The sequence below is a fragment of the Nitratireductor sp. GCM10026969 genome, assembly GCF_042660605.1.
Taxonomy (GTDB): domain Bacteria; phylum Pseudomonadota; class Alphaproteobacteria; order Rhizobiales; family Rhizobiaceae; genus Chelativorans.
The window spans coordinates 1-25,113 of record NZ_JBHSUM010000020.1 but is presented as its reverse complement, the minus strand read 5'-3'; the positions used below and the strand labels follow the sequence as shown (position 1 = coordinate 25,113).

The window sequence follows — 25,113 nt, the reverse complement described above, 5'->3', positions numbered from 1 at the left end:
GTCACGTATGTGGTCTTTTCCGCAGCAGGAGATCCCCTACTGAGGCCGACGGGCCAAAGTCTCTTCACGTCCCAGCAAAGGCAGCAGATCGGCCAGTTCCGGTCCGGACTCGCGTCCGGTCAGCGCGATGCGCAGCGGCTTGAAGAGGGCCTTGCCCTTGCGCCCGGTTTCGGCCTTCACCCGGTCGGTCCATTGGCGCCAGGTCTCCCGATCCCATGGCTCGGGTGGCAGGAGATCGAGCGCGGATTGCACGAAGACCTGATCGTCCGCGGAAAGCGCCGGGGTCGTCCCGGGCCCCTCCCTCACGATCCGCCACCATTCGGCGGCGTCCCCGACCGTCTCGAGATTGCCACGCACGACATCCCAGAACGGCTCGGCCAGCGGTCCGTCGATGCCCAGCTCGCGCAGTCGCGGCGCGGCCTCCTCGAACGGCATGGAATGGACGAGCGCGCTGCTTAAGGCCCGGAGTTCGGCGGGATCGAACTTTGCCGCCGATTTCGAGCTCGCGGCGGGATCGAAGCGGAGCGTCAGTTCCTTCATGTCGCGGCAGGCCGTCACCGCCCCGGCTGCGCCGATGAGCACGGCGAGCGATGCCACCGCCATCGGCTCGATGCCTTCTTCCCTGAGGCCGGCGATGGACAGCGAGCCGGTACGCTTGGAGAGCCCCTCGCCCGTCGCCGTGGTCAGCAGATTGTGGTGGCCGAAGGCCGGCGCCTCGGCGCCGAGCGCCTGAAAGAGGGCGATCTGCGCGCCGGTGTTGGTGACGTGATCGTCGCCGCGGATGACGTGGCTGACGGCAAGCTCGATGTCATCCACGACGGAGGGCAGCGTGTAGAGAAAGGTACCGTCTTCGCGGATGAGGACCGGGTCGGACATGGAAGCGAGGTCCACCGTCTGCGGCCCGCGCACGATATCGTCCCAATGGACCTCCGTGCGCCGGGGCGATAGCGGATCGTCGTCGAAATTCGGCAGGAGGAAGCGCCAGTGCGGCCTGCGTCCCTCCGCTTCCAGCCGGTTCTTCTCTTCCTCGGACAGCTTCAGCGCCTCGCGACCATAGACCGGCGGCAGGCGCCGCGACAGCCTGAGCCTGCGCCGCCTTTCCAGTTCCTCGCCCGTTTCATAGCAGGCATAGAGGAGGCCGGCTTCCCTGAGCCGTTCCACCGCGCGCTCGTAGCGGTCGAAACGCTCCGACTGGCGTACGACCAAATCCGGTTCGATGCCGAGCCAGGCGAGATCCGCCTCGATTCCGTCGGCGTATTCCGGGCGCGAGCGCTCCCGGTCCGTATCATCGAAGCGCAGGATGAAACGGCCGCCGGCCTTCAGCGTGAACAGCCAGTTGTAAAGCGCGGTGCGCGCATTGCCGATATGAATCCGACCCGTCGGCGACGGAGCGAAGCGAACCGTGACACTCATGGTGCGGAGGTAGCCGACGCCTCATCCCATTGCAAGGCGCGCGCGGCAAGCCGCCGGGAAACGAACAGCATGAGAGCCGACGCGGCGAGGCAGTAGAACCCCATGGCGGCGATCTGCAGCGGATAGGAGACGCCGAGATCGATGAGATAGCCGGTCAGGCCCGGCCCCATTGCGGTGGCGAACACCATGATGGCCACCGTCAGCGCCCGCACTGCACCGAGATGCCGCGTACCGTAGATCTCCGGCCAGATGGCGCCGAAGAGGGTCGAGGAAAACCCGTAGGAAATACCGAGCATCCCCATGAAGATGAAGGAAATCCACTGCGCGTCGAACGCGGCGAGCGTCAGGCAGGCGGCGGCCAGCGGCAGCAGGAAGACGGGCAACAGCGCCACGGCCGAGAAGCGGTCGATGAGCTGGCCCGAGATGAGCGCGAAGGAGACCGTCATGACCGCCATGAAGGTGAAGGACGAGGCGAAGACCTCCAGCGACCAGCCACGCAGTTCCACGAGATAGACCTGGTGGAAGAAAATGGTCGTTGAGATGAAGCCCGGGGCCATGACGCCCAGAAGCAGCGCGTAGAAGAGCGGGTCGCGAACGACCTCCGCGCGCGTCCAGTTGCGTCCCGTCGCGCGCCTGGGTGCGGGATCGCTGGAGCGTGGCGCCCGTTCCACGGCCACCAGCCCGGCGATCAGCGGCAGCGCGACGAGGACGAGGAATCCGGCGCCTACCAACCAGCTACCACGCCAGCCCACCAGCCCGGCAAGGCTCACGAAGATGAGCGGCAGCACCGCTTCGCTGGCATTCTGCCCGAGAACGGTGAGCGACACGGCGCGCCCGCGCTGGGCGGAAAACCACCGGCCCATGGCCGTCAGCGCGTTCTGGGTCATCATGCCCTGCCCGAAAAGCCGCAGGAGATAGATTGTCACGCAAAGCAGGACGATCGAGGTGGAGAGCGCCATGGACACGCACGCCAGCGCCAGCATCGGCACGATGATGAGCGTGACGGTCCTTGCCGAATAGCGGTCCACGATCTGTCCGAAGCGCGGCATCGTCAGGGCACTGGCCAGGGTGGCCAGCATGTAGATCATGCCGAAGGCGCCGTGGGAGAGCGCGTATTCCTGGCGAATGTTCCCCGCAGACAGGGAAATGAAGAAAGTCTGCCCGAAGGAAGAGAAGAAGGTGAGGAGAAACCCGCCGGCAAGCCAACGGGCGTTCTCGCGAAAAAAGTACAGAAAGGACATCGGTTTCTCTGGTGGAGGCGCGCGACCTATCATGCGCCCGCGCCAAGTGCCGGACTCGGCGAGATCGGGTGCATCGTAAAGGCTTGTGTCCACGGTGCAAGGCGTGCGAGCCCTGTCACACCAGCTTCCGCGCACTGGTGCAATCGCTCCTTCCGCATCCGGCTTGCACGATAGATAAGTGTATGCTTATCTGTTCCCATGTGTGAGACGGATGTTTTTCGTGCCTTGGCCGATCCCACACGGCGGGCCGTTCTGGAGCGGCTCCTGGACGGGGAGAAGAATGCCACCGAGCTGCGCGAAGGCCTGGATATCTCCCAGCCTGCGGTTTCCCAGCACGTGGCCATCCTTCGCGATGCCGGGCTGATCGAGCAGAAGCGCCAGGGCCGGCAAGTGCGTTACCGCCTCGCGCCGGACGGGCTTGCACCGATGGTCGACTGGCTGACGCGGTACAGGGCCTTCTGGCCCACGCGCGTCGAGCGACTGAGAACACTTCTTGAGGAGATGGAGCGATGACCCTCACGGCGGATGACAGGGAAAACAGAGTCGTCGTGGAATGTGAGATCGAGGCTTCGCCGGAGAAACTGTGGCGCGCCCTGACCGATGAAGAGCTCGCCGCCGATTGGCTCGGGGCCTTTCCCATGACCGAGGAGGGCCCGGCGCGGCAGGGGCCGAGCTTTCGCGTCCTGGAGGCGGAACCGTACAGCCGCCTGCGCTATGCCTGGCACGATCCCGAGAACCCCGATGCGCCGCGTGTGGTCACCATCGAACTGGCTCCCCTCGGCGAGGGCAAGATGCATTTTCGCCTGACGCACGGTGCGACCGCCCGTGCCCGACAACCCGAACCCGCCAACACGGATACGCCGCTGGCGCTGGCGGCCTAGCCGGGGCGGCGCTGTCAGAAACTGTTGTCCGAAAGGAGTTGCGCAATGCGCGACACGATGAATCTCGTCCCCATGGTCGTCGAACAGTCGCCCCGCGGCGAGCGTTCCTTCGACATTTTTTCCCGCCTTCTGCGCGAGCGGATCGTCTTTCTGAACGGTCAGGTGGACGACAATTCGGCCGCCCTCATCTGCGCGCAGATGCTGCATCTGGAAGCCGAAAATCCGGATCGCGAAATCGCCTTTTATATCAATTCGCCGGGCGGTGTGGTCACCAGCGGCTTCGCCATCTACGACACCATGCAGTTCATCAAATGCCCGGTCGCCACACTCTGCTTCGGCACGGCGGGATCGATGGGCTCGTTCCTGCTGATGGCCGGCGCACGCGGCCGGCGTGTGGCGCTGCCCAATGCGCGCATCATTCTGCACCAGCCTTCAGGCGGATTTCAGGGCCAGGCCTCCGATATCGAACGCCATGCCGAGGATATCGTCAGGCTAAAACGGCACCTGATCGGGCTTTACGCCGAACATTGCGGACGCACGCGGGAAGAGGTGGAGCGCACACTCGATCGGGACTTCTTCATGAGCGCCGAGGAGGCCCGCGACTGGGGCCTGGTCGATCACGTCTATCACCGGCGCGAGGCGCTGGAGGGGATCACGGGAGCGCTGGAGTAAGCGGCCAAGCGCCCTTTTCCCCTATGTCCGGTCGCGAAACCTGTTTGTGATGGGATAGCGGCGGTCGCGGCCGAAGTTCTTCTTGGTGATCTTTACACCCGGCGCGGCCTGGCGGCGCTTGTACTCGGCGATGTAGAGCAGGTGCTCGATGCGGTGGACCATCTTGCGGTCGTGGCCGCGCGCGACGATGTCGTCGACGGCCATCTCGTTCTCGACGAGGCATTCCAGGATGTCGTCCAGCACCGGATAGGGCGGCAGCGAATCCTGGTCGGTCTGGTTCTCGCGCAGCTCCGCCGAGGGGGCCTTGTCGATGATATTGGCCGGGATCACCTCGCCCGAGGGCCCGAGCGCGCCCGGCGGAACGTGGTCGTTGCGCCAGCGGCAGAGCGCATAGACCTGCATCTTGTAGAGGTCCTTGATCGGGTTGAAACCGCCATTCATGTCGCCGTAGAGGGTGGCGTAGCCCACCGACATCTCCGATTTATTGCCCGTCGTCACGACCATCGAGCCGAACTTGTTGGAGATCGCCATCAGGAGCGTGCCGCGTGTGCGGCTTTGCAGGTTCTCCTCGGTGACGCCCTCCTGCGTGCCCTCGAAGAGCGCTCCAAGGGCCTCCAGAAAGCCCTCAACGGGCGCTGCGATGGGCACCACGTCATAACGGCAGCCCAAGGCCTTGGCGCAGTCCTCCGCGTCCTTCAGGGAAATCTGCGAGGTGTAGCGGTAAGGCAGCATGACCGCCCTCACCCGCTCCTCACCCAGCGCATCGACGGCGAGTGCGGCGCACAATGCCGAATCGACGCCGCCAGAGAGGCCGAGGACGACATTCTTGAATCCGTTCTTGTTCACGTAGTCGCGCAGGCCCAGCAAGCAGGCGCGATAATCCGCCTCCTCCTTCTCCGGAATGACGGACATCGGCCCGTCGGCGCAAACCCATGCCTCGCCGTCGCGGCGCCAGGTCGTCACCGCAACCGCCGCCTCGAACTGGCTCATCTGGAAGGCCAGCGACTTGTCGGCCTGTATGGCGAAGGACGCGCCATCGAAGACGAGTTCGTCCTGACCGCCCAGCATGTTGGCGTAGATGAGCGGCAGGCCGCTTTCGATCACCTGGACGATGGCCACCTGCTGGCGCACATCCACCTTGCCGCGGTAATAGGGCGAGCCGTTGGGTACCAGGAGGATCTCGGCGCCGGATTCGGCCAGCGTCTCGCAGACGTCGAGCTGCCCCCAGATGTCCTCGCAGACGGGGATGCCGAGGCGCACGCCGCGGAAATTGACCGGCCCTGGCATGCTCGGCCCCGGCTGGAACACACGCTTTTCATCGAACTCGCCGTAGTTCGGCAGGTCGAGCTTATAGCGCTCGGCGATGATCTTTCCGTCATCGAGCACCATCGCCGCATTGTGCACGCCGCTTTCACGCTTGAGCGGGGTTCCGATGACGACCCCCGGCCCGCCGTCGGCGGTCTCCCCGGCGAAATCGGCGACCGCCTTCTCGCACGCCTCGACGAAGGCCGGCTTCATGACCAGGTCTTCCGGCGGGTAGCCAGCGATGAACAACTCGGTGAAGAGAACCAGGTCGGCGCCATGGCGCGCCGCCTCGGCGCGCGCCTGACGCGCCAGCGCCAGATTGCCGGCGATATCGCCGACCGTCGGATTGAGCTGAGCGACGGCGATGCGGATAATCCCGGGAGCGGCGTTCGTCATGCGGAACCTTCTCGACTGCAACACATCATATTGGCTTTCGGCCACCATCCAGCCGTTGGCCGTCCGCGCCATCGCCAAAAGCCGAAGCTACGTGCGGGATCACGGCTGCTCGGAAAGGATTAGCTATCCTGCGCTGTCGGGCGATGCAAGGATCGCGGGCCGCGCCCTAGCCCGCCACGCCGAGCGTATCCTCGCCGCGATCCAGGATGAGCGGGATGATGAGGTCTTCCTCGTCGCTGAGATGCCTGTCGAGCATCGCGATCAGGCCGGCATTCTCGTCGGCATAGGCGTCCGCCGCAAAACGCTGGCGGTCGGCGTCCTGCTGCAAGGCGAGGAGAAACGCTCGCGCCTTGTGGCTGTTGCGCTCCAGCGCCTCGTGTATGACGTGATGATCGCTGTCTAAAATATTGAAACCGCGCTCGAGCCGCCGTTCCGCCTTGGCGAAAAGAGGAAAGTAGTGCATGTCCTCGGTCTGATGGTGCCCGTGCAGTTGCTGCAGGAAAAAGCGCAGCCGCGGACCGAACCAGCGGGCGAACGCAGCCGGTTCCAACCGGCCCTCCCGGTACTCACCCACGCCGGATTGCAACAAGGTGCTGAGCTCGCGGAACATGTCGTGCCGCTGCAGCCAGAACTGTGCCATCTCGCCCAGATTGGCATGCTGCCGCCATTCCTCCCGCGGGTACTTCTCCACGAGAAAGCGCAGATCGTCCGGCAACCGGCTCCGGTTCTCCAGACGCAAATCTTCGGTGAGGTCGGTCATTCCTGGCTGTTTCCGGCCTGCGTCGGCTCGTCTGCCACGAGAATGCTGTCGCTCGAGCGTGCATGTTGCGGCAGCCCGTCCTCTATGTCGTAATAATCGCCCTTGTTTGCAACGAAGATGTGGGCTTCGGCCCTCAGCTCGCTCGGTTGCTCGAAGCCGCCGGCAAGGATCGAGGTCACATCAGCGCCGTTGCGTTTCCAGAAAAGCGCCGATCCGCAGGTGCGGCAAAATCCGCGCTTGGCGAAGTCGGAAGCGGCGTACCATGTAAGGTTCTCCGCCCCTTCGATCACAAGACGGGCATCGTCCACATCCGTCGCCGCATAATAGTGGCCCGTCTGCTTGCGGCACTGGGTGCAGTGGCAATAAACGACGCCGCGCAACCGACCGCTGGTCCGGAAACGCACGGCACCGCAAAGACAAGCGCCATGATTGTTCTGCGTCATGAAAACCTCCAGCGAAAACCCGCGCCACTATGCCATGGCGAAGGTTTCGGCTGCATCGCAAAGTGTTGAACGCTGTGATCAATATGAGCGCGGGCGCGGTTTCACGCCCCTGCGCCACATGGGTACGGCGAACACCTCCGGCATGCGCCGAGCAATGAAAAGCAGCCGACGGCTCCCTGACCCGCCTGCCGGGCCACACGGGCCCGCGCGGCGTCTGTTCTATCCTGCCGCCACCTTTTGCGCAGGCTGTGCTTCGGCATCCTTCTTCAGACGCTCCGCGACAAGGAATGCAAGCTCCAGGGCCTGATCGGCATTCAGGCGCGGGTCGCAATGCGTGTGGTAGCGGTCGTGCAGGTCGTCGGCCGAGATTGCGCGGGCGCCGCCGGTGCATTCGGTGACGTTCTTGCCGGTCATCTCGATGTGGATGCCGCCGGGATGCGTGCCTTCGGCCCTGTGGACGTCGAAGAAGGTCTGCACCTCCTTGAGGATATGGTCGAACGGACGTGTCTTGTAGCCGTTGAGCGAGATGGTGTTGCCGTGCATCGGATCGCACGACCAGACCACCTTCCTGCCCTCCTTCTCCACCGCGCGCAGCAGCTTCGGCAGGCGATCCTCCACCTTTTCCGCCCCGAAGCGGGCGATCAGCGTGAGGCGGCCCGGCTCGTTTTCCGGGTTGAGCACGTCGATGAGCCCGAGAAGATCATCCGCCTCCAGCGACGGACCGCATTTGAGGCCGAGCGGGTTCTTCACCCCGCGGCAATACTCCACATGCGCATGGTCGATCTGGCGCGTGCGGTCGCCGACCCAGATCATGTGGCCGGACGTGGTGTACCAATCGCCGGAGGTGGAATCGACCCGCGTTAGCGCCTCCTCGTAGCCCAGGAGAAGCGCCTCGTGGCTGGTGTAGAAATCGGTCTCGCGCAGCGACGGATGGTTTTCGGCATTGATGCCGATGGCGCGCATGAAGTCCATCGACTCGGTGATGCGGTCGGCAAGCGCACGGTAGCGCTCCCCTTGCGGACTGTCGGAGATGAAGCCCACCATCCATTTGTGCACGTTCTCCAGGTTGGCGAAACCGCCCTGGGCGAAGGCGCGCAGCAGGTTGAGGGTGGCCGCGGACTGGCGGTAGGCCATTTCCTGGCGCGCCGGATCGGGCGTGCGCGAGGCTTCCGAGAAGTCGATGCCGTTGACGATATCGCCGCGGTAGGAGGGCAGCGATATGTCATTCTTGGTCTCGATATCGGAGGAGCGCGGCTTGGCGAACTGGCCGGCAATGCGGCCGATCTTCACCACCGGCTTGGAGCCGGCAAAGGTCAGCACGACCGCCATCTGCAGGAAGACGCGGAAGAAGTCGCGGATGTTGTCGGCGCCGTGTTCGGCGAAGCTCTCGGCGCAGTCACCGCCCTGCAGCAGGAATCCCTCGCCGTTCGCGACGGCGGCGAGTTGCCGCTTCAGCTTGCGCGCCTCGCCCGCAAAGACGAGCGGCGGATAGGTCGCCATACGCGCCTCGACCTCGGTAAGCGCAGCCTTGTCCGGAAACTCCGGAACCTGCTGGATGGGCTTGCTTCTCCAGGAACTCGGCGACCAATTCTTCATTTCTGCACCCGATACGCTGTGCCCGCCAACGGGGCGGGCCTTCTCGCGAGCCGCTATTTAGCGAAAGCATGCCTGCGATACTAGCCCACATTTCCGTGCGAAGCGAACAAATGCGGGACGGCCGGCGTCGCGCTACGACGGATCGACGCGTTCGCCGCCGCGCACGAGGTAGGTCGGCTTGTACATCGTCACCAGTTCCTCCGCCGCCGTGGGATGGACTGCCATGGTGCGGTCGAAGGCATCCTTGGTGAGCTTCGCCTTGATGGGAATTGCCAGGAGTTGTGCCATCTCGCCGGCGTCAGGCCCCATTACATGGGCGCCCACCACGCGCCGCGTGGCGGCATCGACCACCAGCTTCATGATCATCTTCTCCCGGCGCCCCGAGAGCGTGTGGCGCATGGGACGGAAGCTAGCGCGATAGATCTCCAGATCGCCGTAGCGTTCCTGAGCTGCCTCCTCGGAGAGGCCGACCGTACCGATCTCCGGCTGCGAGAAGACGGCCGTGGCAATGTCCTCGTGATCCACCTTCGTCGGATTGTCCCGGAAAACGGTCTCGATGAAGCACATGGCTTCGTGGATGGCGACGGGTGTGAGTTGCACGCGGTCGGTGACGTCGCCGATCGCCCAGATATTGTCGATATTGGTGCGTGAATGGGCGTCCACCAGGATCTCGCCCTTCACGCCGGTCTCCACGCCGGCTTTCTCAAGGCCCAGTCCTTCGGTGTTGGGGATGCGGCCAATCGCCAGCATGACCTGGTCGAACGTCTCCTTTCCGCCGGATTTCAATTGGGCATCCAGACGACCGTCGGTGCGCTTTTGAACACCCTCGAAGATCTCGTGGCACAGGATGCGGATGCCCTTGGCCTCCATCGCCTCGTGCACGCCGCGGCGCATGTCGCCGTCGAAGCGGCCCAGGATCTCCTTGCCGCGATAGACGAGCGTCGTCTCCACGCCGAGGCCGTGGAAGATGTTCGCGAACTCGACCGCGATATAGCCGCCGCCCTCGATGGCAATGGAGCGCGGCAGGGCCGGCAGGTCGAACGCCTCGTTGGAAAAGATGCAGTGTTCATGGCCGGGAAGCGCCTGGTGCGGATTCGGGCGCCCACCGGTGGCGACGAGAATGTGCTTGGCTGTAAGCGTGCTGTCGCCAACGCGCACCGTGTGCCGGTCGAGTAGCTCGGCCCGCCCGTCGATGATGCGCGCGCCGGCGGTATCCAGCCCCTTGCGGTAGAGGCCTTCCAGGCGCGCGATCTCCCGGTCCTTGTTGGCGACGAGCGTCGGCCAGTCGAATCGCGTTTCTCCCAGCGTCCAGCCATAGCCGACCGCGTCGGCGAAATGCTCCGGAAACTGCGACGCGTAAACGAACAGCTTCTTGGGCACGCAGCCGCGGATAACGCAGGTGCCGCCGAACCGGTGTTCCTCGGCGATGGCGACACCCTTGCCCATCTGGGCTGCGAGCCGGGCTGCCCGCACACCGCCCGAACCGCCGCCGATCACGAAGAGATCCAGATCAAAATCAGCCATGCCCGCTCCGATGGTCCATTAACTACCCATGCCTTCAGCTATGACGTCAGCGCTGAAAAAGAAAGCCCGGCGCTGCGGCCGGGCTGCTTCAATTTCGCTTGCGCGGTGTGAGCGGCCTATTGGCTGCCCTCTTGACCGCCTTCTTGCTCGCCCTGTTCCGGCGCCTGCGTGTCTATCGCGGCCCCGAGTTGCCTGGAAACGGCGTTCGCCAGGTCGCGGACAACGCCGCGGCGCCAGATTTCCGCCGCCTGGAGCACCTCGCGCGTGACGATGGGTCCGTCGGAAAGGAGCTTCTGGCCGGTGGGTGAATTGTAGAATTCAGCAATCTCGTTGAGTTCCTCTTCCGAGAAGACCCGCGCATAGGCCGTCGCCGCCTCGTTTTCCAAGTCGGCGCGGCGGCTGGCAAGCGCGAGAGCCTGCTCGTTCACGGTCGCGCTGATGAGATTTTCCATGTTCGGGTTCTGCTGGATAAGCTCGGCTTTCAGCCTTTGCGCGGCATCCGGCAGAATGCTGTCGAACTCGGCGGTGGCGTCTATGGCCTCTATCGCAGTTCGCGCAGCCTTCAGATGCGTCTGCGAAATCTCTTGGGCCTTGGCGGGCAGCGCGACCGCGGCGATTGCGATCGCCGCGGTAAATGCAACGAGACGAGCGCTTTTGACCAATTCCATTGTTCGTTCCTACTCCGTTGTGGGTTCCGTCTCAGCTCTTCGCGTCGATTGTCCTGATACCGTCCTTGCCGGCGAGAATTGCCAGGTCGGCAAGCCCGATGAAGAGGCCGTGCTCCATGACACCGGGAATCGCGTTCAGCTCGTCGGCGAACGCTCTTGTCGCCGGAATACGGCCAAATGATGCATCGACGATGAAATGGCCGCCATCCGTGACAAACGGCTGTGTGCCGGCCATGCGCGTCTCGAGTTCGCCCGTCAGACCGAAACGTCTCCCCGCCGCCTCGATCGCAAATCTGGTCGCCCGCAGTCCGAACGGATTGACCTCGATCGGCAGTGGAAAGCGGCCCAGGCTTTCCACGTGCTTGCTCTCGTCGGCGATGACGATCATGCGACGCGATGCCGCGGCGACGATCTTCTCGCGCAGAAGCGCACCGCCGCCGCCCTTGATCAGGGCAAGGCCGGGGCCGATCTCGTCGGCACCGTCCACCGTCAGGTCGAGTTGCGGTATCTCGTCCAACGTGCTGAAGGGGACGGACAGCTCACGGCACAGTTTTTCCGTGTGCTCGGAAGTCGGCACACCGACGATCTTCAGCCCGGACGTCACCTTCTCGGCGAGAAGCCGCACGAACTCTTCCGCCGTCGAGCCCGTGCCGATGCCGAGCCTCATGCCGTCCTCGACGTGCTGCAATGCCGCGCGCGCCGCTTCTCTCTTCAATGCTTTTGCGTCTGGTGCCATCTCCGCCCCCGATCATCGCAACGCTTCCTAACCGTTTTCACCACGTGCGGCAAACCCCTTCACCGGTCCCCGCTGCTTGCGAAGAGAACGGCGCCGGGATAGGCCTTGGCCACCGCAAGGGGGATACTTGCATGAGCTTGCCGATTATCGTCTTCGATCTCGACGGAACGCTGGTGGACACGGCACCGGACCTCCTCGACAGCCTGAACCATTGCCTGCGCAGCGTGGAGCTTCCGGCAGCCGACGCCGGGGAATTGCGCAAATTCGTCGGCTCCGGCGCACGTGTGATGCTCGAGCGTGCCTTCGCTGCGCATGGCCAGCCGCTCGGCGACAGCCAGCTCGAAGCGCTGATGGCCCTGTTCATCGAGCACTATACGGCGGGCATGCCCGGCCGCTCGCGCCCCTATGCCGGGGCACTTGCGGCTCTGTCACGCTTCGAAGAGGCCGGATACATCGCCGCCGTGTGCACCAACAAAATGGAACGCATGGCGCAGCGTCTGCTCGAAACCCTGGGAATCGCAAGCCGTTTCAAGGCAATCTGCGGTGCCGACACGTTCGGCCATCGCAAACCGGATCCGCGTCACCTCACCGATACGATCGCACGGGCCGGCGGCGACCGCGACCGCGCCATCATGGTCGGCGATTCGCGCACCGACATCGACACCGCCAGAGCCGCCGGCATTCCCGTCGTCGCCGTCGATTTCGGCTATTCCGACGAGCCGGTGCAGGCATTCGCCCCAAGCCGCGTAATCACGCATTTCGACGACCTCACCGTGCCGCTCGGCGAAACGCTGCTACAGGCGGTCGCCGGAGAAGCGGCATCTTGACTTCGGCATCGCCGCCCTCTTATATCGCCGCGCGTTCGGCGATGTCGGCCGGGCGGGCGCGTAGCTCAGCGGGAGAGCACACCCTTCACACGGGTGGGGTCGTAGGTTCAATCCCTACCGCGCCCACCATTTGCTGCATAAATGACGAGGAACGCGGCCACAGCGACGGAAAATCGCCCACCGGTTTCTTTCGATCTTTCTTGAAAGCATCCTCCATATGCACGGGTCCGTGATCAGGGCGGCGGCCTTCGTGGCCGCCATTTTCGCGCTGTATATCGCCGGGGCAATGCTGTTGCCGGCACTGGTCGACCTCTACTACGGGAACGAAGACTGGAAGGTTTTCGCCGTGTGTGCTTTCACCACCGGAGCCATCGCACTGACGGTCGCCGCGGCGACCCGTGACCGAACGCCCATCCGTTCCACGCGTCTTGCCTTTTTCGTGGTCGCGGTCCTCTGGACGACGCTCGGCGTCATCGGCGGACTTCCCCTGTACACGGCATCGCTGCGGCTGGATTTCACCAGTGCCGTCTTCGAATCCGTCTCTGCGATCACCACGACCGGCTCCACGGTGATCTCGGGGCTCGACGACCTGCCGCCGGGCATCCTGTTGTGGCGATCGCTGCTTCAGTGGATCGGCGGGCTGGGCGTGATTGCGCTCGGCTTGTTCTTCCTGCCGCTGCTGAATGTCGGTGGCTTTTCCTATTTCCGCATCGAATCGTCCGATATCGAAGACCGCCCCTTCGATCGTCTTGCCAGCTTTCTGCGGGCCCTCGTCGGCATCTATATCGGCCTCACGGCGCTTTGTGCTTTCGCGTATGTGGCGGCGGGCATGAGCACGTTCGATGCCGTCAACCATGCCATGACGACGCTCGCCACCGGCGGCTTTTCCACCCACGACGCTTCCTTCGGTTATTTCGAAGGCTCTGCCGTCCTGTTGGTGGGAACGCTGTTCATGATCCTGGGCGCCCTGCCCTTTTCGATTCTCATTCTGTTTATCGTGCGCGGGCGGCTTGATGCATTGCGCGATCCGCAAATCCGCCTGTTCCTGGTCTATACGGTCGTGATTCTGCTCGCCGTGGCGATCCACCGGCGCATCGTGAACGAAACACCGTTCAGCGAAGCCCTGGTGACGTCAGCGTTCAACATCGTCTCCATCATCACGACCACGGGATACGCCAGCGAGGACTACTCGCTTTGGGGGCCCTTCTCGGTCATGGTGTTCTTCTTCGCGACCTTCCTCGGCGGCTGTTCCGGTTCAACCTCCGGCGGCACGAAAGCGTACCGGTTCGTCATCCTGGCGAGAATGCTGCAAAACGGGCTGCGCCTGCTGGTCTACGGACGCGCCATTCAGCCGTTGCGCTACGGGACCCGCGTCGTGGACGAGGAAATGCAGCGCTCCGTCACCCTGTTCGTGATTGCCTTCATCGTGGTTTGGGTCGGCGGCTCTCTGGCGCTGGCGGCCGGCAATGTCGACATCGTCACTTCGATGACGGCGAGCCTTACCGCGCTCACCAATGTCGGCCCGGGCCTGGGCCCGATCGTCGGGCCTGCCGGCAATTTCACGCCTCTCAGCGATTACGCCAAGTGGATCCTGTCCGCCATCATGCTGCTCGGCCGGTTGGAGATCCTGGCCGTGCTCGTACTGTTCACGCCGACCTTCTGGCGCAACTGAAGCGCCATCAGCTTCCCGGAGCGCGCAATTCCTCGACCTTCGCCAGGGCCGTCGACAGCTTCTCATCCCGCTCATAGATGTCGGGATAGTAGCCCACCGCGCCGGAACGTTCCGGCCAGGCGGTGAAATAACCGACATAGACGGGGATCTTTTTGGGCAGATTCCTGCGGCCGTTGCGGCCCGTACCGATCTCCCGCGCGACGTCGTCGGTCGTCGTCTCAAGCACGGCCGCCGCCATGGCGCGGGGATCCTGCAGACGAACGCAGCCGTGGCTGTAGGCGCGGGTATCACGGCCGAAGAGGTGCTTGGCGGGTGTGTCGTGCATATAGATGTTGTGCGTGTTGGGGAACATGATCTTCAGTTCCCCAAGGGCATTCTGAGGCCCCGGGCGCTGGCGCACGCTGAAGGGGATGTTGGCGCCGTAGCGCGACCAGTCGATGGAAGCGGAAGGCACCCGCCGTCCAGCGGAATTGATCACCTCATATCCGGTGCGGTCCAGATAGCCGGGATCGCGCCGCAGCTTCGGCAACTTTTCGTTGATCAGAATCGAACGCGGCACCCCCCAATAGGGATTGAACTCCACATATTCGATCTCGTCGTGGAAGAAGTTCGTCTGGTTGGACGGCTTGCCGACCACCGCGCGCATGGAAAGCCGTTCCTCTCCCTCCTCGACAAAGCTTGCCGTGTAGGAAGCGGCGTTGATCATCACCCGCGTGTTGCCGAAGTAGGAGGGATGCCACCGCAGCCGCTCGAGCGCCAGAACCACCTTGCGGATTCGCGCCTGTTTCGATTCCCCGGCCAGGGCTCCGACCGTCTGGCGCCCGACGATGCCGTCCGGGTTGAGGTCGTGCGTTCTCTGCGCCGCCTTGATGACCGGCTCCAACTCCGGCACATAGGTCTCGCTGCCGGCATGGGCGAGCAGCACCGGCCCGTGCTCCGCGCGAAATTCCGCATCCGCGTCGCGCTCAATGATGCGCAGGATCTTGGGAAATTCCGGATGGCTCGCGCCAGGCCGCACGAAGGTCTCGGGATCAACGACGATCTCCTTCTCGGCACTCTCCCGCAGGGCTTTCAGTTCCGCGCGAAGGGTGGCGTAGTATTCATTCTTTGGATGCAACGATGTCAGATAGGCGGCGGGCTTTGGAGAATGCGCGAGCGCTCTTAGCACCCGGCCTTCGTCGAGCGTTTTCTGCGGAAAATCGTGATAGCCGGAAAGCTTGTTGGGATTGATGCGGCCCCAATGCGCATCGCGCGCATAGCGCAAGGCACGTGCGGAAAGCGTCATCTCGAAGCGCAGGAGCGCGGTCTTGCGCTCATCGGCTGCATCCACGGAAGGCTTCGGTGCTGCAAATGGCGTGCTGACGGCGTAATCAGCCTCCAGGAGGCCGTATTCGCCGGCGTCCTCCAGGACGCGCAGCACCTTCTTGGCCCGGGCATTGGGCCTGCCGTTCTCGATCCAGATGAAATCCGGATTTTCGGCATAGTAGTTCAAGAGCGCCGCCGAGACCTCCTTTTCCGCAAGGAGATTGATGTCGGCGAAGCCAAGCGCCTCGGCGAAGAGGGATTCCTCGTTTACCTGCTGTCGGAGCGCGCTCGACAGGGAGGGGAAATCCACCTTCACCAGCCCCTCGGGCTTGTAGTTGTAGTAGGAAGGACCGGAAATCTTCGGCAAGGGCGCCGGCTGGCGCGCCCGGGCCTCCGGCTGCCGGGGGCGCGGCGCTGCTTGGCCGCGCTCCGATTGGGAGCGCTGCTGGCGTTCGCCGAACAGCATATCGAACAGATTTTGCGCCGCTGCGGCCTCAGGGACGCTCCCGGTGATGGCGATCGTCAACGCCAAGGCTGAAAGGCCGGCTCCCTTTGCGCGCTTTCCAAGCATGAAACTGTCCCCGATCCGGATATATCGTCACGCCGGCACGGTCCTCTCAAGGACTCACGCCAATGCGCGATTTGCCTAAAACTATACCCATATGGTGAAGCAAGTGTAAGCGATCGCCCATGCGGACAGGGGGAAGCGACAGTTTTCAAGAAATTGTGACCGAGCGTCCACACTCGATCCCAAATCTATCGCGCGCTGCCTACCACATGGTCTTGAGCGCGCGCTGCGGCCATTCCGCGTCGTACGTGTCGGCGTCGATGGCGCCGCCGCTAAGTTCGCCGAGAATCCGCCCGATGCTCGGCAGTGAGGCCGGGTCCACCTGGCTTTCAGCATCCCAGAGCCTGGAGCGGCGGATCGCGCGGGCGCACTGGAAATAAACGCTTTCCACGCAAACGATGATGACCGACCGTGGCGCCTTCTCTTCCACCGCGAAGGAAGCGCAGAGTGCGGCGTCGGCGGAAATTCGCGCCGTGCCGTTCACGCGCAGCGTGGTTCCCGAGCCCGGCACGAGAAAGAGGAGACCGACACGGCCGTCCCGAACGATGTTTCTGAGCGAATCGAGGCGGTTGTTTCCATGCCTGTCCGGCATCATCAGCGTGCGCCGGTCATGGATGCGCACGAAGCCTGGCCGGTCGCCACGCGGCGAGCAATCGAGCCCCTCGGGGCCGGCAGTCGCCAGCGTGAGGAAAGGCGAAGCCTCGATGAAGGCGGCATAGGCGGGGATGATGTGGTCGGTTTCCTTGACGAGGGAGTTTTCGCCCGGCCCGCCGTAGAGCGTCTCGAGTTGCTCGATCGTCGTAACGGCTCCCGCCTCGCCTGACTCATCGCTCACGGCTCAACCCCTTCTCCTCCAGCTCGCGCAGGTAGTCCTTCCAGCGCGCCGCGCGCTCCCGCCCGAGCGTCGCCAGATAGCTCCAGCTGTACAACCCGGTTTCATGGCCGTCGTCGAACACGATGCGCACGGCGTAATTGCCCACCGGCTCGATGCGCGAAATGGCGACATCCTTCTTGCCGCCGACCGTCACGCGCTCGTCGGGGGAATGGCCCTGCACTTCCGCCGACGGCGAAAACACGCGGAGCATCTCCGCACTCAATTCCATCGGCGCCTCGTCCGGAAAGGTCACCGTCAGAAGCTTCCGGTCCATGGAAACGCGCAGTTCTTTGGGTGGTCGCATGGTTCGCCTCCATCCTCCACCTACGCCGACAGGTCCCGTTTGAAAAGGGTCGCGTCTTGAAACGCAGTCGCGCATTGCCGCGACCGGCCGGCAGATGCTAGCGTGCCGCCAAACTTGAATAGTTGTGTCCCATATTCCACATGGTGGATAGCGAAACGGGCGTAGGGCGAGGAACCCGATGGACCAGACAAGCAGCATGATCGATCCCTTCGGCCGCGCAATCACCTATTTGCGCGTTTCGGTCACCGATCGCTGCGACTTCCGCTGCGTCTACTGCATGGCGGAAGACATGACCTTCCTGCCGAAAAAGGATCTTCTGAGCCTCGAGGAGCTGGAGCGCCTGTGCGCCGTCTTTATCGATAAGGGCGTGCGCAAGCTTCGGTTGACCGGCGGCGAGCCGCTGGTGCGCAAGAACATCATGCATCTCATCCGGCAGCTTTCGCACCATCTGGACACGGGAGCGCTGGAGGAAATAACCCTGACCACCAACGGCTCCCAACTCGAGCGTTTCGCCGCCGAACTCGCCGATTGCGGCGTGCGCCGTGTCAATATCTCGCTCGACACGCTGGACCCGGAGAAGTTCCGGGCCATCACCCGCTGGGGCATCTTCGACCGCGTCATGCGGGGGATCAACGCCGCCCAGGAGGCTGGGCTTCATATCAAGCTCAACACGGTGGCGCTCAAAGGTTTCAACGACGCGGAAATTCCACACATGCTGCGCTGGGCGCACGATCGCGGCATGGACATGACGGTGATCGAGACCATGCCCATGGGCGAGATCGATGCCGACCGTACGGACCAGTACCTGCCCCTGTCCGAATTGCGGGCGCAGCTCGAACGGCAGTTCACGCTGACCGACATTCCCTACAAGACCGGCGGGCCCGCGCGCTACGTGGAAGTGGCGGAAACGGGCGGACGGCTGGGTTTTATCACACCGCTGACGCACAATTTCTGCGAAAGCTGCAACCGGGTGCGCGTCACCTGCACGGGCACGCTCTACATGTGCCTCGGCCAGGACGACGCCGCGGACCTGCGTGCGCCCATGCGCGCCTCGGAAGGCAACGAGCTCCTGTCGCATGCCATCGACGAGGCGATCGGGCGCAAGCCGAAGGGCCACGACTTCGTGATCGACCGCAGTACGAAACGCCCGGCGGTTTCGCGCCACATGAGCGTCACGGGCGGCTGACAACGTTTTCCCTAAACTGGACCGATTGCCCGGCCCGTGTTTCGGCCGTAAGGCGGGCCGACCGGAACGTGGGAGTCCGTCCGCCCCGATGACCGGCTTCCTTGCTTCCCCGTGCCCACGGGAGTGGCGGGTCTGCCGCGTGAAACAGAAGAAACACGATGACCGCCCGCCCCTTCGATCGCACCACGCCGCCCCATATCCTGACGCTGGTCATCGCGGCGGCGACCGCTTCGGTGGCGACGAATGTTTTCCTGCCGTCGCTGCCCGGCATGGCCACTTATTTCGGGGCGGACTATGCCCTGGCCCAGTTGACCGTTTCCTTCTATCTCGGGGCCACCGCCATCCTGCAGCTTTTCATCGGCCCGGCTTCGGACCGGTTCGGCCGCCGGCCGGTCATGCTGTTCAGCTTCGGCGTCTTCATCCTCAGCACCTTCGCCGCGATCCACGCGCCGACGATGGAGCTTTTGCTCTTCTATCGTCTTCTCCAGGCCTTCGCAGCCGCCGGAATGGTCCTGTCGCGGGCGGTGGTGCGCGATACGGTCGACGCGAACGAAGCAGCCAGCCGCATCGGCTACATCACCATGGGCATGACGGTCGCGCCCATGGTCGGGCCGATCATCGGCGGCTTTCTCGATGCGCTTTACGGCTGGCAGGCGGCCTTCTATCTGATGCTCGTCTTCGGCATCGTCGCCTTCACGGTCGTTTATCTCGACCTCGGCGAGACCAACCACCAACGGTCCGCGAGCATGGCGGCCCAGTTCCGCAACTATCCGGAGCTCTTCCGCTCGCGGCGTTTCTGGGGGTATGCGGCCACCGCCGCCTTCACCTCGGGCGGATTTTTCGCCTTTCTCGGCGGCGGGCCGTTCGTCGCCACGCGCATCCTGGAACTCTCCCCCGCCATCTACGGACTCTATTTCGCGATCGTCACCATCGGCTACGCCGTCGGCAACTTTCTGTCGGGACGCCACTCCCAATCGATCGGCATCAACCGCATGATGCTAATCGGCAATCTCGTCGCCGCCTGCGGCATGGGCCTGTCCATTTTGCTCTTCGCCATCGGTTTTCACCACCCGATGTCGCTGTTCGGTCCAACCTTCTTCGTCGGGCTCGGCAACGGCATCACCCTTCCGAGCGCCCTTGCCGGCGTGGTCAGCGTGCGGCCGCACCTGGCCGGATCCGCCTCGGGTTTGGGCGGGGCCCTGCAGATCGGCGGCGGGGCCGCCCTTTCCGTGCTGGCCGGGGCCTTCCTGACGGTACAATCCGGACCGTATCCACTGCTCTTCGTCATGCTGTCTTCCTCCCTTTGCGGCGTTGCCGCCACGCTGTATGTCATTCATATCGCTCGCCGCATGGGCGAACTGTGAAACGGAGTGCCGACCATGCAGAAGATTGCCGGGATCGTTCTGACCGGGGGCCGCGGGCATGATCCCTTCTTCAACAGCAATATGCCGGAAGACCTGCAGGCGGCGGAGCGGATAGCCGCAGAGGCGCAGGAATGAAACAGAATGTCTTCGGTATCACGGGCTGGAAGAATTCCGGCAAGACCACGCTGACGGAACGTCTCGTCGCCGCATTTTCTGAGCGCGGCCTCGAGGTCGCCACCGTGAAGCACGCGCACCACGCTTTCGACGTCGACCAGCCGGGCACCGATTCCTTTCGTCACCGCGCGGCGGGCGCAAGGGAGGTCGCCGTCGTATCGAGCCTCCGCTGGGCGCTCATGCACGAGTTGAAGGAGGAGGCCGAGCCGACGCTTGCCGATATCCTGACCCGCCTGTCGCCCAGCGACCTCGTGCTGGTGGAGGGGTTCAAGCGTGGCAGCCATCCCAAGATCGAGTGCCGGCGTGGCGAAGCCCGCGACCAGGCACCGCTTGCCGGCAGCGTGCCGGCGATCGTCGCCGTGGCCAGCGATGCGCCGACCGCAGACGGCGGTTTGCCGTCGTTCGACCTGGACGACATCGAGGGCATCGTCGATTTCATTCTCGCTCACCTGAACCTTCAAAAGCGAAAAAATCGGTGAAAATAACCGTCCATCGCCGCTTGCAATTTTATTGCCGGGAATGGAAATGTTCCTCCTTAAGCCTCGCCGGCTCGATGAACGGCGGGGCATAAGAACGAGACAGAGAGGAACACGCATGCATATCAAACGGCGCATCGCATTTGGCTTTTCGGCGGCGGCGCTTGCCTTTACGGCCGCTGGCGCCCTCGCGCAGGACCAGATGCAGCTCAAGATCGGGACCGAGGGCGCCTACCCGCCCTTCAACAATCTCACCGCCAGCGGCGAGCTCGTAGGTTTCGACGTCGACATCGCCCGCGCCCTTTGCGAGGAGATGAACGCCGAGTGCGAATTCGTTACCCAGGATTGGGACGGCATCATCCCGGCGCTGCAGGCCGGCAAGTTCGACGCCATCATCGCCTCGATGTCGATCACGCCGGAGCGCGACGAGCAGGTCGATTTCACCAAGCCCTACTACACGAATTCGCTGGTGTTCGTGGCGCCCAAGGAGTCCGAGTTCGACCCGAACAATATCGAGGACAAGGCCATCGGCGTACAGGCCGGCACCATCGCCGCCCAGTTTGTCGAGGAGAACTATTCAAATGCCGAGCTCAGGGCCTATCCCTCGCAGCTCGAAGCATGGGCGGATCTGAGCAACGAGCGTGTCGATGCCGTGCTCGCCGATTTCGGCGTCCAGTATGAATGGGTCAACAGCGAGGACGGCGCCTGTTGCGAGTTCAAGGGCGAGACGGTGAGCGGTGACGACCAGATCGGCATCGCCGTCCGCGAGGGCGAGACGGAACTCGTCGAGAAGTTCAACGCGGCGATCGACGCCATCCGCGAGAACGGGACCTACGCGGAAATCAACGCGAAGTATTTCCCGTTCGACATCTACGGCGAGTAAGCATGACGGCCGGATGCGGGACCGTTTCCCGTATCCGGCTTCGCGTCGCCGCGCCTTTCCGGCCTTTGACGATTCTCCGTTGAGCCGCAGTCCGGACGCAGGTTCAGGTCGTGGACTATACCACCCTACTCAGTTTTGGCCCCGAAGGCTGGGGAGACGACATCGCTTCCGGCGTTGCGGTGACGGTGAGCCTTGCGCTGGTAACCCTGCCGCTCGGCCTTGTGCTTGGCTTCGTCGTAGCGCTGGGAAAGCGCTCCGCCGAACCGACATTGCGCCTATCGGCCAACATCTTCACCACGATTTTTCGTGGCTTGCCCGAGCTTCTGACGCTGTTCCTGGTCTATTACGGCGCACAGATAGCAATTCAGCAGGTCGTTCAGGCGGCGGGCGGCGAGACATATATAGAGATCAATGCTTTCGCGGCCGGCATGGTGGCCCTCGGCGCGGTTTTCTCCGCCTATGCCAGCGAAGTGTTCGTGGCGGCCTTCAGCGCCATTCCGAACGGCCAGTATGAGGGCGCCTATGCGCTCGGTCTGTCGCGCCGACGCACCATGCGGCTCGTGATCCTGCCGCAGCTCATCCGGGTCGCCCTGCCCGGCCTTTCCAATCTCTGGCTGATCCTGCTGAAGGAGACGGCGCTCGTCTCCGTCATCGGCCTTTCCGACATCCTGCGGCAGACTGGTGTCGCCGCCCGCACCACAGGAGAGTCCTTTCTTTTTTACGGGACGGCTTGCCTGCTCTATCTCGCCCTGGCGCTGATCTCCTCGATTGTGCTTTCCTCCGTGGAACGGCGGGTTTCCGCCGGTGGTGCCGCGCGATGAGCGAGCCTCCTCCCGTGATCGACACTCCGGCCCTGCCGGCGCGCGGCGGAACCGGTGTCCTGCCGCCTCCCCCGCCGGCAAGAGGCCTGACCCGGGCCCGCGTGGCGGGCATCGGCCTGCTTGGCGTGTGGGCGCTCGTCGGTATCGGCACGGCGGTCTTCCTTCTGGCTTCCTGGAATCCCGAGCTCTTCGCGCGCTACGCACCGCGCTATCTGTCCGGCCTGTGGATCACAGTGCAGCTCGTCGCCATCTCGGTTCTGGCGGGCGCGGTGCTTTCGATCCCGGTAGCGCTCGGCCGCCGCTCGAAGAACCGCGTCGCGGCGGCACTCGCCTACGGCTATGTCTATTTCTTCCGCGGCACGCCGCTGCTTGCCCAGACTTTCCTCGTTTATTACGGCCTGGGCTCCTTCCGGCCGGAATTGCAGGCCATCGGGCTGTGGGGCTTCTTCCGCGAGGCCTGGTACTGCGCGCTTTTCGCCTTCACGCTCAATACCGCGGCCTATCAGGCAGAGATCCTGCGTGGAGCCTTCGAGAGCATCGGGCGCGGCCAGTGGGAAGCCGCCTCCGCGCTGGGGCTGTCGCGGCTGCAGACGATCTATAAGATCATCCTGCCGCAGGCGCTGATGATCGCCCTGCGGCCCTACGGCAACGAGATCATCCTGATGATCAAGGGCTCGGCCATCGTCGCCATCATTACCGTCTACGACCTGATGGGCGAGACAAGGCGCGCCTATTCGCGGACTTTCGATTTCCAGACCTACATCTGGGCCGCCCTCATCTATCTCAGCCTGGTGGAGATGCTCAGGATCGTCATCGAGCGTATCGAGCGGCGCTTGACACGCCATCTGCGCCGATAAACCCTGAACGGAGAAGAAACGCGGAGGATCGACCCGAATGGCCAAGGTTGCATTCATCGGACTTGGGGTGATGGGCTATCCCATGGCCGCGCACCTGAAGAACCGTGGCGGACACGACGTCACCGTCTACAACCGCACGGCGGCGAAGGCGGAGAAATGGGTTTCCGAGCATGGTGGAGCGAGCGCGGCCACCCCGGCCGAGGCTGCGCGCGACAAGGATTTCGTTTTCACCTGCGTGGGCAATGATGATGACCTGCGCTCCGTCACCACCGGTGAAGCCGGGGCCTTCGAGGCGATGAGGGCCGGGGCGGTCTTCATCGACAACACCACGGCCTCCGCCAAGGTCGCGCGCGAACTGGCGGCGGAGGCGCAAGAGCGCGGCTTCGGCTTCATCGACGCGCCGGTTTCCGGCGGCCAGGCAGGCGCCGAAAACGGCGTGCTCACCGTCATGTGCGGCGGTGAGCAGGCAACCTTCGACAAGGCCAAACCGGTGATCGAATCCTATGCCCGCATGGTGGGACTGATGGGCCCGGCGGGTGCGGGCCAGCTCACGAAGATGATCAACCAGATCTGCATCGCCGGCCTCGTCCAGGGCCTCGCCGAAGGCATCCATTTCGGCAAGAAGGCCGGTCTCGACATCGAGAAGGTGATCGAGGTGATCTCCAAGGGAGCGGCCGGCTCCTGGCAGATGGAAAACCGCCACAAGACGATGAATGCCGGCGAGTATGACTTCGGCTTCGCCGTCGACTGGATGCGCAAGGACCTCGGCATCTGCCTGGAAGAGGCGAACGGAAACGGGGCCAAGCTGCCGGTCACCGCCCTCGTCGACCAGTTCTACAAGGAAGTCCAGGAGATGGGCGGCAGGCGCTGGGATACCTCCTCGCTGCTCGCCCGGCTGGAGAAATAGGGACACGGGGACGTGCGGCATGCCGGCCACGCTTTCCTTCGTCCCGGTAACCACCGGCAATCTGGATGATTTCGAGCGGCGCCACGTCATGCGGCTATCGAGGGACGATTAGGAGAAGCGCGCTCCTTCACCGGCGGACCCGGCCGGTCCGACGCGGTCCCCTCGCCTCAAGCGGCCACGTTGGCGGCTTCCTTGTCCACCACCAGATAGTCGAGCGGCAGCTCGGTGGTGTACTTGATCTGCTCCATGGCGAAGGCGGAGGACACGTCGCGGATTTCGATCTTCGAAATCAGCTTCTTGTAGAACGCGTCGTAGGCAGCGATGTCCGGCACGACGACACGCAGGAGATAGTCCACGTCGCCGCTCATGCGGTAGAACTCGACCACCTCCGGGAACTCCTTGATGACCTCGGAGAAGCGCTTCAGCCATTCATGGCTGTGCGCGTTGGTGCGGATCGAGACAAACACCGTCACCCGGGCGTTCACCTTCGCCGGATCGAGGATCGCCACCCGGCGCCGGATGACGCCCTCCTCCTCGAGCTTCTGAATGCGCCGCCAGCACGGCGTCGTCGAAAGCCCGACCTTCTTTGCGATATCGGCCACGGCCAAGGTGGCGTTTTCCTGAAGCAGGCGCAGAATCTTGCGATCGAGGCGATCCATGACTCTCTCTCCAATGGAATTTTTTTGCTTTCTGACGCGTATGGAGGCTTATTTCAAGAAAAATATTCTCAATCCGATGTGAAGTCCGGCTTAACCTGCAGATTTCCCCTGGATCCGGATTCGCACCTCTTCCTTGAGCACCGGCAGCAGCTCCTGTTCGAACCACGGGTTCTTCTTCAGCCATGCGGTGTTGCGCCAGGAGGGATGCGGCAGCGGCAGGACGCGCGGCTGGCGCGGCGCCTCCAGGATCGCCCGCCAGTCGCGCACGGTCTCGGTCACGGTCCTGCGCCGCAAATCGCCCAGATGCCAGGCTTGCGCGTATTGCCCGATGGTCAGAACAAGGTCGACCTGCGGCATCTCGGCCATGAGCCGCGCCCGCCAGGCCGGTGCGCACTCGCGCCGCGGCGGCAGGTCGCTGCCCTTTTCGTCAGAGCCGGGAAAGCAGAAGCCCATGGGCACGATGGAAAAACGTGCGGGGTCGTAGAACTGCGTCCGATCGACCCCCATCCAGTCGCGCAGGCGGTCGCCGGAGCGGTCGTCGAAGGGCAGCCCCGAAACGTGGACGCGCGTCCCCGGCGCCTGGCCCGCGATCAGGATGCGC

Annotated in this window: 25 protein-coding genes, 1 tRNA gene and 1 pseudogene; 13 read left to right on the top strand and 14 right to left on the bottom strand. The window is 63.8% G+C overall.

Features of this window, described 5'->3' with window-relative positions; all coding sequences use genetic code 11:
* Window positions 1-36: 36 nt before the first annotated feature.
* Both ACFP9U_RS07200 and ACFP9U_RS07195 read right to left on the bottom strand, forming a co-directional pair.
* On the bottom strand, window positions 37-1,413 hold the full coding sequence (locus ACFP9U_RS07200) for a glutamate--tRNA ligase (protein WP_378620146.1): 1,377 nt from the start codon (window positions 1,411-1,413) through the stop codon (window positions 37-39).
* Window positions 1,410-2,654 (bottom strand): MFS transporter, encoded by a 1,245-nt coding sequence (locus ACFP9U_RS07195; RefSeq protein ID WP_378620145.1) that lies wholly within the window; start codon window positions 2,652-2,654, stop codon window positions 1,410-1,412. Before ACFP9U_RS07195 ends, ACFP9U_RS07200 begins: the two co-directional genes overlap by 4 nt.
* A gap of 198 nt (window positions 2,655-2,852) precedes the next feature.
* Between ACFP9U_RS07195 and ACFP9U_RS07190 the strand changes: the two genes are divergently transcribed.
* Genes ACFP9U_RS07190 through ACFP9U_RS07180 form a run of 3 tightly spaced genes read left to right on the top strand, consistent with a single transcriptional unit; the run spans window position 2,853 to window position 4,207 of the window.
* Window positions 2,853-3,167, top strand: coding sequence for an ArsR/SmtB family transcription factor (locus ACFP9U_RS07190; protein WP_378620143.1), 315 nt, complete (start codon window positions 2,853-2,855; stop codon window positions 3,165-3,167).
* Complete coding sequence (locus ACFP9U_RS07185) at window positions 3,164-3,535, top strand: SRPBCC family protein (RefSeq protein WP_378620141.1); 372 nt, start codon at window positions 3,164-3,166, stop codon at window positions 3,533-3,535. The genes ACFP9U_RS07190 and ACFP9U_RS07185 overlap by 4 nt, the downstream gene beginning before the upstream one ends.
* Before the next feature lie 45 nt (window positions 3,536-3,580).
* The gene (locus ACFP9U_RS07180) at window positions 3,581-4,207 is read left to right on the top strand and encodes an ATP-dependent Clp protease proteolytic subunit (protein ID WP_378620140.1); all 627 of its coding nucleotides are present in this window, start codon (window positions 3,581-3,583) and stop codon (window positions 4,205-4,207) included.
* 21 nt (window positions 4,208-4,228) lie between these two features.
* Here the strand turns inward: ACFP9U_RS07180 and ACFP9U_RS07175 are convergent, their stop codons facing one another.
* The 7 genes from ACFP9U_RS07175 to rpiA all read right to left on the bottom strand — a co-directional run bounded on the left by ACFP9U_RS07175 (window position 4,229) and on the right by rpiA (window position 11,635).
* Entirely contained in the window at window positions 4,229-5,908 is a 1,680-nt protein-coding gene (locus tag ACFP9U_RS07175) for an NAD+ synthase (RefSeq protein ID WP_378620139.1), read from the bottom strand.
* A 166-nt stretch (window positions 5,909-6,074) separates the two neighbouring features.
* A complete protein-coding gene (locus ACFP9U_RS07170; RefSeq protein ID WP_378620136.1) occupies window positions 6,075-6,668 on the bottom strand; it encodes a hemerythrin domain-containing protein in 594 nt (197 codons plus the stop codon).
* Window positions 6,665-7,111, bottom strand: coding sequence for a GFA family protein (locus tag ACFP9U_RS07165; RefSeq protein ID WP_378620134.1), 447 nt, complete (start codon window positions 7,109-7,111; stop codon window positions 6,665-6,667). Before ACFP9U_RS07165 ends, ACFP9U_RS07170 begins: the two co-directional genes overlap by 4 nt.
* 219 nt (window positions 7,112-7,330) lie before the next feature.
* Window positions 7,331-8,707, bottom strand: a complete 1,377-nt coding sequence (locus ACFP9U_RS07160; RefSeq protein ID WP_378620132.1) for a class II 3-deoxy-7-phosphoheptulonate synthase — start codon at window positions 8,705-8,707, stop codon at window positions 7,331-7,333.
* 132 nt (window positions 8,708-8,839) lie between these two features.
* On the bottom strand, window positions 8,840-10,231 hold the full coding sequence (gor, locus tag ACFP9U_RS07155) for a glutathione-disulfide reductase (RefSeq protein ID WP_378620131.1): 1,392 nt from the start codon (window positions 10,229-10,231) through the stop codon (window positions 8,840-8,842).
* 116 nt (window positions 10,232-10,347) lie between these two features.
* Window positions 10,348-10,899 carry a DUF2059 domain-containing protein gene (locus ACFP9U_RS07150; protein ID WP_378620130.1) on the bottom strand — a complete coding sequence of 184 codons (552 nt, stop codon included), beginning with the start codon at window positions 10,897-10,899 and terminating at the stop codon, window positions 10,348-10,350.
* A gap of 31 nt (window positions 10,900-10,930) precedes the next feature.
* Entirely contained in the window at window positions 10,931-11,635 is a 705-nt protein-coding gene (gene rpiA / locus ACFP9U_RS07145; protein ID WP_378620128.1) for a ribose-5-phosphate isomerase RpiA, read from the bottom strand.
* Between the two features lie 131 nt (window positions 11,636-11,766).
* Here rpiA and ACFP9U_RS07140 point away from each other — a divergent pair, with 131 nt between their 5' ends.
* From ACFP9U_RS07140 to ACFP9U_RS07130, 3 genes are all read left to right on the top strand, one after another.
* The gene (locus ACFP9U_RS07140; RefSeq protein WP_378620126.1) at window positions 11,767-12,462 is read left to right on the top strand and encodes an HAD family hydrolase; all 696 of its coding nucleotides are present in this window, start codon (window positions 11,767-11,769) and stop codon (window positions 12,460-12,462) included.
* A gap of 54 nt (window positions 12,463-12,516) precedes the next feature.
* Window positions 12,517-12,591, top strand: a tRNA-Val gene (locus tag ACFP9U_RS07135).
* 88 nt (window positions 12,592-12,679) lie between these two features.
* Entirely contained in the window at window positions 12,680-14,134 is a 1,455-nt protein-coding gene (locus tag ACFP9U_RS07130; protein WP_378620125.1) for a TrkH family potassium uptake protein, read from the top strand.
* Between the two features lie 7 nt (window positions 14,135-14,141).
* Here ACFP9U_RS07130 and ACFP9U_RS07125 read toward each other — a convergent pair whose 3' ends face one another.
* The 3 genes from ACFP9U_RS07125 to ACFP9U_RS07115 form a co-directional block, all read right to left on the bottom strand.
* Complete coding sequence (locus ACFP9U_RS07125) at window positions 14,142-16,010, bottom strand: L,D-transpeptidase family protein (RefSeq protein ID WP_378620123.1); 1,869 nt, start codon at window positions 16,008-16,010, stop codon at window positions 14,142-14,144.
* Between the two features lie 199 nt (window positions 16,011-16,209).
* Complete coding sequence (locus ACFP9U_RS07120; RefSeq protein ID WP_378620122.1) at window positions 16,210-16,842, bottom strand: pyridoxamine 5'-phosphate oxidase family protein; 633 nt, start codon at window positions 16,840-16,842, stop codon at window positions 16,210-16,212.
* A complete protein-coding gene (locus ACFP9U_RS07115; RefSeq protein ID WP_378620120.1) occupies window positions 16,832-17,185 on the bottom strand; it encodes a gamma-butyrobetaine hydroxylase-like domain-containing protein in 354 nt (117 codons plus the stop codon). The genes ACFP9U_RS07120 and ACFP9U_RS07115 overlap by 11 nt, the downstream gene beginning before the upstream one ends.
* Window positions 17,186-17,363: 178 nt before the next feature.
* Here ACFP9U_RS07115 and moaA point away from each other — a divergent pair, with 178 nt between their 5' ends.
* From moaA to ACFP9U_RS07080, 7 genes and pseudogenes are all read left to right on the top strand, one after another.
* Window positions 17,364-18,371: a GTP 3',8-cyclase MoaA gene (gene moaA / locus ACFP9U_RS07110; RefSeq protein ID WP_378620118.1), complete on the top strand. Its 1,008-nt coding sequence runs from the start codon at window positions 17,364-17,366 to the stop codon at window positions 18,369-18,371.
* Window positions 18,372-18,529: 158 nt separating this feature from the next.
* The gene (locus tag ACFP9U_RS07105; protein ID WP_378620117.1) at window positions 18,530-19,735 is read left to right on the top strand and encodes a multidrug effflux MFS transporter; all 1,206 of its coding nucleotides are present in this window, start codon (window positions 18,530-18,532) and stop codon (window positions 19,733-19,735) included.
* Window positions 19,736-19,866: 131 nt separating this feature from the next.
* On the top strand, window positions 19,867-20,388 hold the full coding sequence (gene mobB, locus ACFP9U_RS07100) for a molybdopterin-guanine dinucleotide biosynthesis protein B (protein WP_378620115.1): 522 nt from the start codon (window positions 19,867-19,869) through the stop codon (window positions 20,386-20,388).
* Window positions 20,389-20,503: 115 nt separating this feature from the next.
* Window positions 20,504-21,268 carry an ABC transporter substrate-binding protein gene (locus tag ACFP9U_RS07095; protein WP_378620114.1) on the top strand — a complete coding sequence of 255 codons (765 nt, stop codon included), beginning with the start codon at window positions 20,504-20,506 and terminating at the stop codon, window positions 21,266-21,268.
* Between the two features lie 110 nt (window positions 21,269-21,378).
* The gene (locus ACFP9U_RS07090) at window positions 21,379-22,089 is read left to right on the top strand and encodes an ABC transporter permease (RefSeq protein ID WP_378620111.1); all 711 of its coding nucleotides are present in this window, start codon (window positions 21,379-21,381) and stop codon (window positions 22,087-22,089) included.
* Window positions 22,086-22,946, top strand: coding sequence for an ABC transporter permease (locus tag ACFP9U_RS07085; protein ID WP_378620109.1), 861 nt, complete (start codon window positions 22,086-22,088; stop codon window positions 22,944-22,946). Before ACFP9U_RS07090 ends, ACFP9U_RS07085 begins: the two co-directional genes overlap by 4 nt.
* A 28-nt stretch (window positions 22,947-22,974) precedes the next feature.
* Window positions 22,975-23,853: pseudogene (locus ACFP9U_RS07080) on the top strand (NAD(P)-dependent oxidoreductase); the annotation flags it as partial.
* Window positions 23,854-24,020: 167 nt separating this feature from the next.
* Here ACFP9U_RS07080 and ACFP9U_RS07075 read toward each other — a convergent pair.
* Both ACFP9U_RS07075 and ACFP9U_RS07070 read right to left on the bottom strand, forming a co-directional pair.
* Window positions 24,021-24,512 carry an Lrp/AsnC family transcriptional regulator gene (locus ACFP9U_RS07075; RefSeq protein WP_378620107.1) on the bottom strand — a complete coding sequence of 164 codons (492 nt, stop codon included), beginning with the start codon at window positions 24,510-24,512 and terminating at the stop codon, window positions 24,021-24,023.
* Between the two features lie 90 nt (window positions 24,513-24,602).
* Window positions 24,603-25,113, bottom strand: a 511-nt coding sequence (locus ACFP9U_RS07070; protein ID WP_378620106.1) for a uracil-DNA glycosylase family protein, incomplete at its 5' end; no start/stop codon positions are given.

Bases quoted from the DNA above. Each gene is read 5' to 3' on its own strand.
- ACFP9U_RS07195 (WP_378620145.1), bottom strand. From the start codon at position 2,654: ATGTCCTTTCTGTACTTTTTTCGCGAGAACGCCCGTTGGCTTGCCGGC.
- gor (WP_378620131.1), bottom strand. From the start codon at position 10,231: ATGGCTGATTTTGATCTGGATCTCTTCGTGATCGGCGGCGGTTCGGGC.
- ACFP9U_RS07105 (WP_378620117.1), top strand. From the start codon at position 18,530: ATGACCGCCCGCCCCTTCGATCGCACCACGCCGCCCCATATCCTGACG.
- ACFP9U_RS07130 (WP_378620125.1), top strand. From the start codon at position 12,680: ATGCACGGGTCCGTGATCAGGGCGGCGGCCTTCGTGGCCGCCATTTTC.
- ACFP9U_RS07125 (WP_378620123.1), bottom strand. From the start codon at position 16,010: ATGCTTGGAAAGCGCGCAAAGGGAGCCGGCCTTTCAGCCTTGGCGTTG.
- rpiA (WP_378620128.1), bottom strand. From the start codon at position 11,635: ATGGCACCAGACGCAAAAGCATTGAAGAGAGAAGCGGCGCGCGCGGCA.
- mobB (WP_378620115.1), top strand. From the start codon at position 19,867: ATGAAACAGAATGTCTTCGGTATCACGGGCTGGAAGAATTCCGGCAAG.
- ACFP9U_RS07185 (WP_378620141.1), top strand. From the start codon at position 3,164: ATGACCCTCACGGCGGATGACAGGGAAAACAGAGTCGTCGTGGAATGT.
- ACFP9U_RS07180 (WP_378620140.1), top strand. From the start codon at position 3,581: ATGCGCGACACGATGAATCTCGTCCCCATGGTCGTCGAACAGTCGCCC.
- ACFP9U_RS07160 (WP_378620132.1), bottom strand. From the start codon at position 8,707: ATGAAGAATTGGTCGCCGAGTTCCTGGAGAAGCAAGCCCATCCAGCAG.
- ACFP9U_RS07165 (WP_378620134.1), bottom strand. From the start codon at position 7,111: ATGACGCAGAACAATCATGGCGCTTGTCTTTGCGGTGCCGTGCGTTTC.
- ACFP9U_RS07115 (WP_378620120.1), bottom strand. From the start codon at position 17,185: ATGCGACCACCCAAAGAACTGCGCGTTTCCATGGACCGGAAGCTTCTG.
- ACFP9U_RS07190 (WP_378620143.1), top strand. From the start codon at position 2,853: ATGTGTGAGACGGATGTTTTTCGTGCCTTGGCCGATCCCACACGGCGG.
- ACFP9U_RS07095 (WP_378620114.1), top strand. From the start codon at position 20,504: ATGCATATCAAACGGCGCATCGCATTTGGCTTTTCGGCGGCGGCGCTT.
- ACFP9U_RS07175 (WP_378620139.1), bottom strand. From the start codon at position 5,908: ATGACGAACGCCGCTCCCGGGATTATCCGCATCGCCGTCGCTCAGCTC.
- ACFP9U_RS07075 (WP_378620107.1), bottom strand. From the start codon at position 24,512: ATGGATCGCCTCGATCGCAAGATTCTGCGCCTGCTTCAGGAAAACGCC.
- ACFP9U_RS07170 (WP_378620136.1), bottom strand. From the start codon at position 6,668: ATGACCGACCTCACCGAAGATTTGCGTCTGGAGAACCGGAGCCGGTTG.
- moaA (WP_378620118.1), top strand. From the start codon at position 17,364: ATGGACCAGACAAGCAGCATGATCGATCCCTTCGGCCGCGCAATCACC.
- ACFP9U_RS07200 (WP_378620146.1), bottom strand. From the start codon at position 1,413: ATGAGTGTCACGGTTCGCTTCGCTCCGTCGCCGACGGGTCGGATTCAT.
- ACFP9U_RS07150 (WP_378620130.1), bottom strand. From the start codon at position 10,899: ATGGAATTGGTCAAAAGCGCTCGTCTCGTTGCATTTACCGCGGCGATC.
- ACFP9U_RS07085 (WP_378620109.1), top strand. From the start codon at position 22,086: ATGAGCGAGCCTCCTCCCGTGATCGACACTCCGGCCCTGCCGGCGCGC.
- ACFP9U_RS07140 (WP_378620126.1), top strand. From the start codon at position 11,767: ATGAGCTTGCCGATTATCGTCTTCGATCTCGACGGAACGCTGGTGGAC.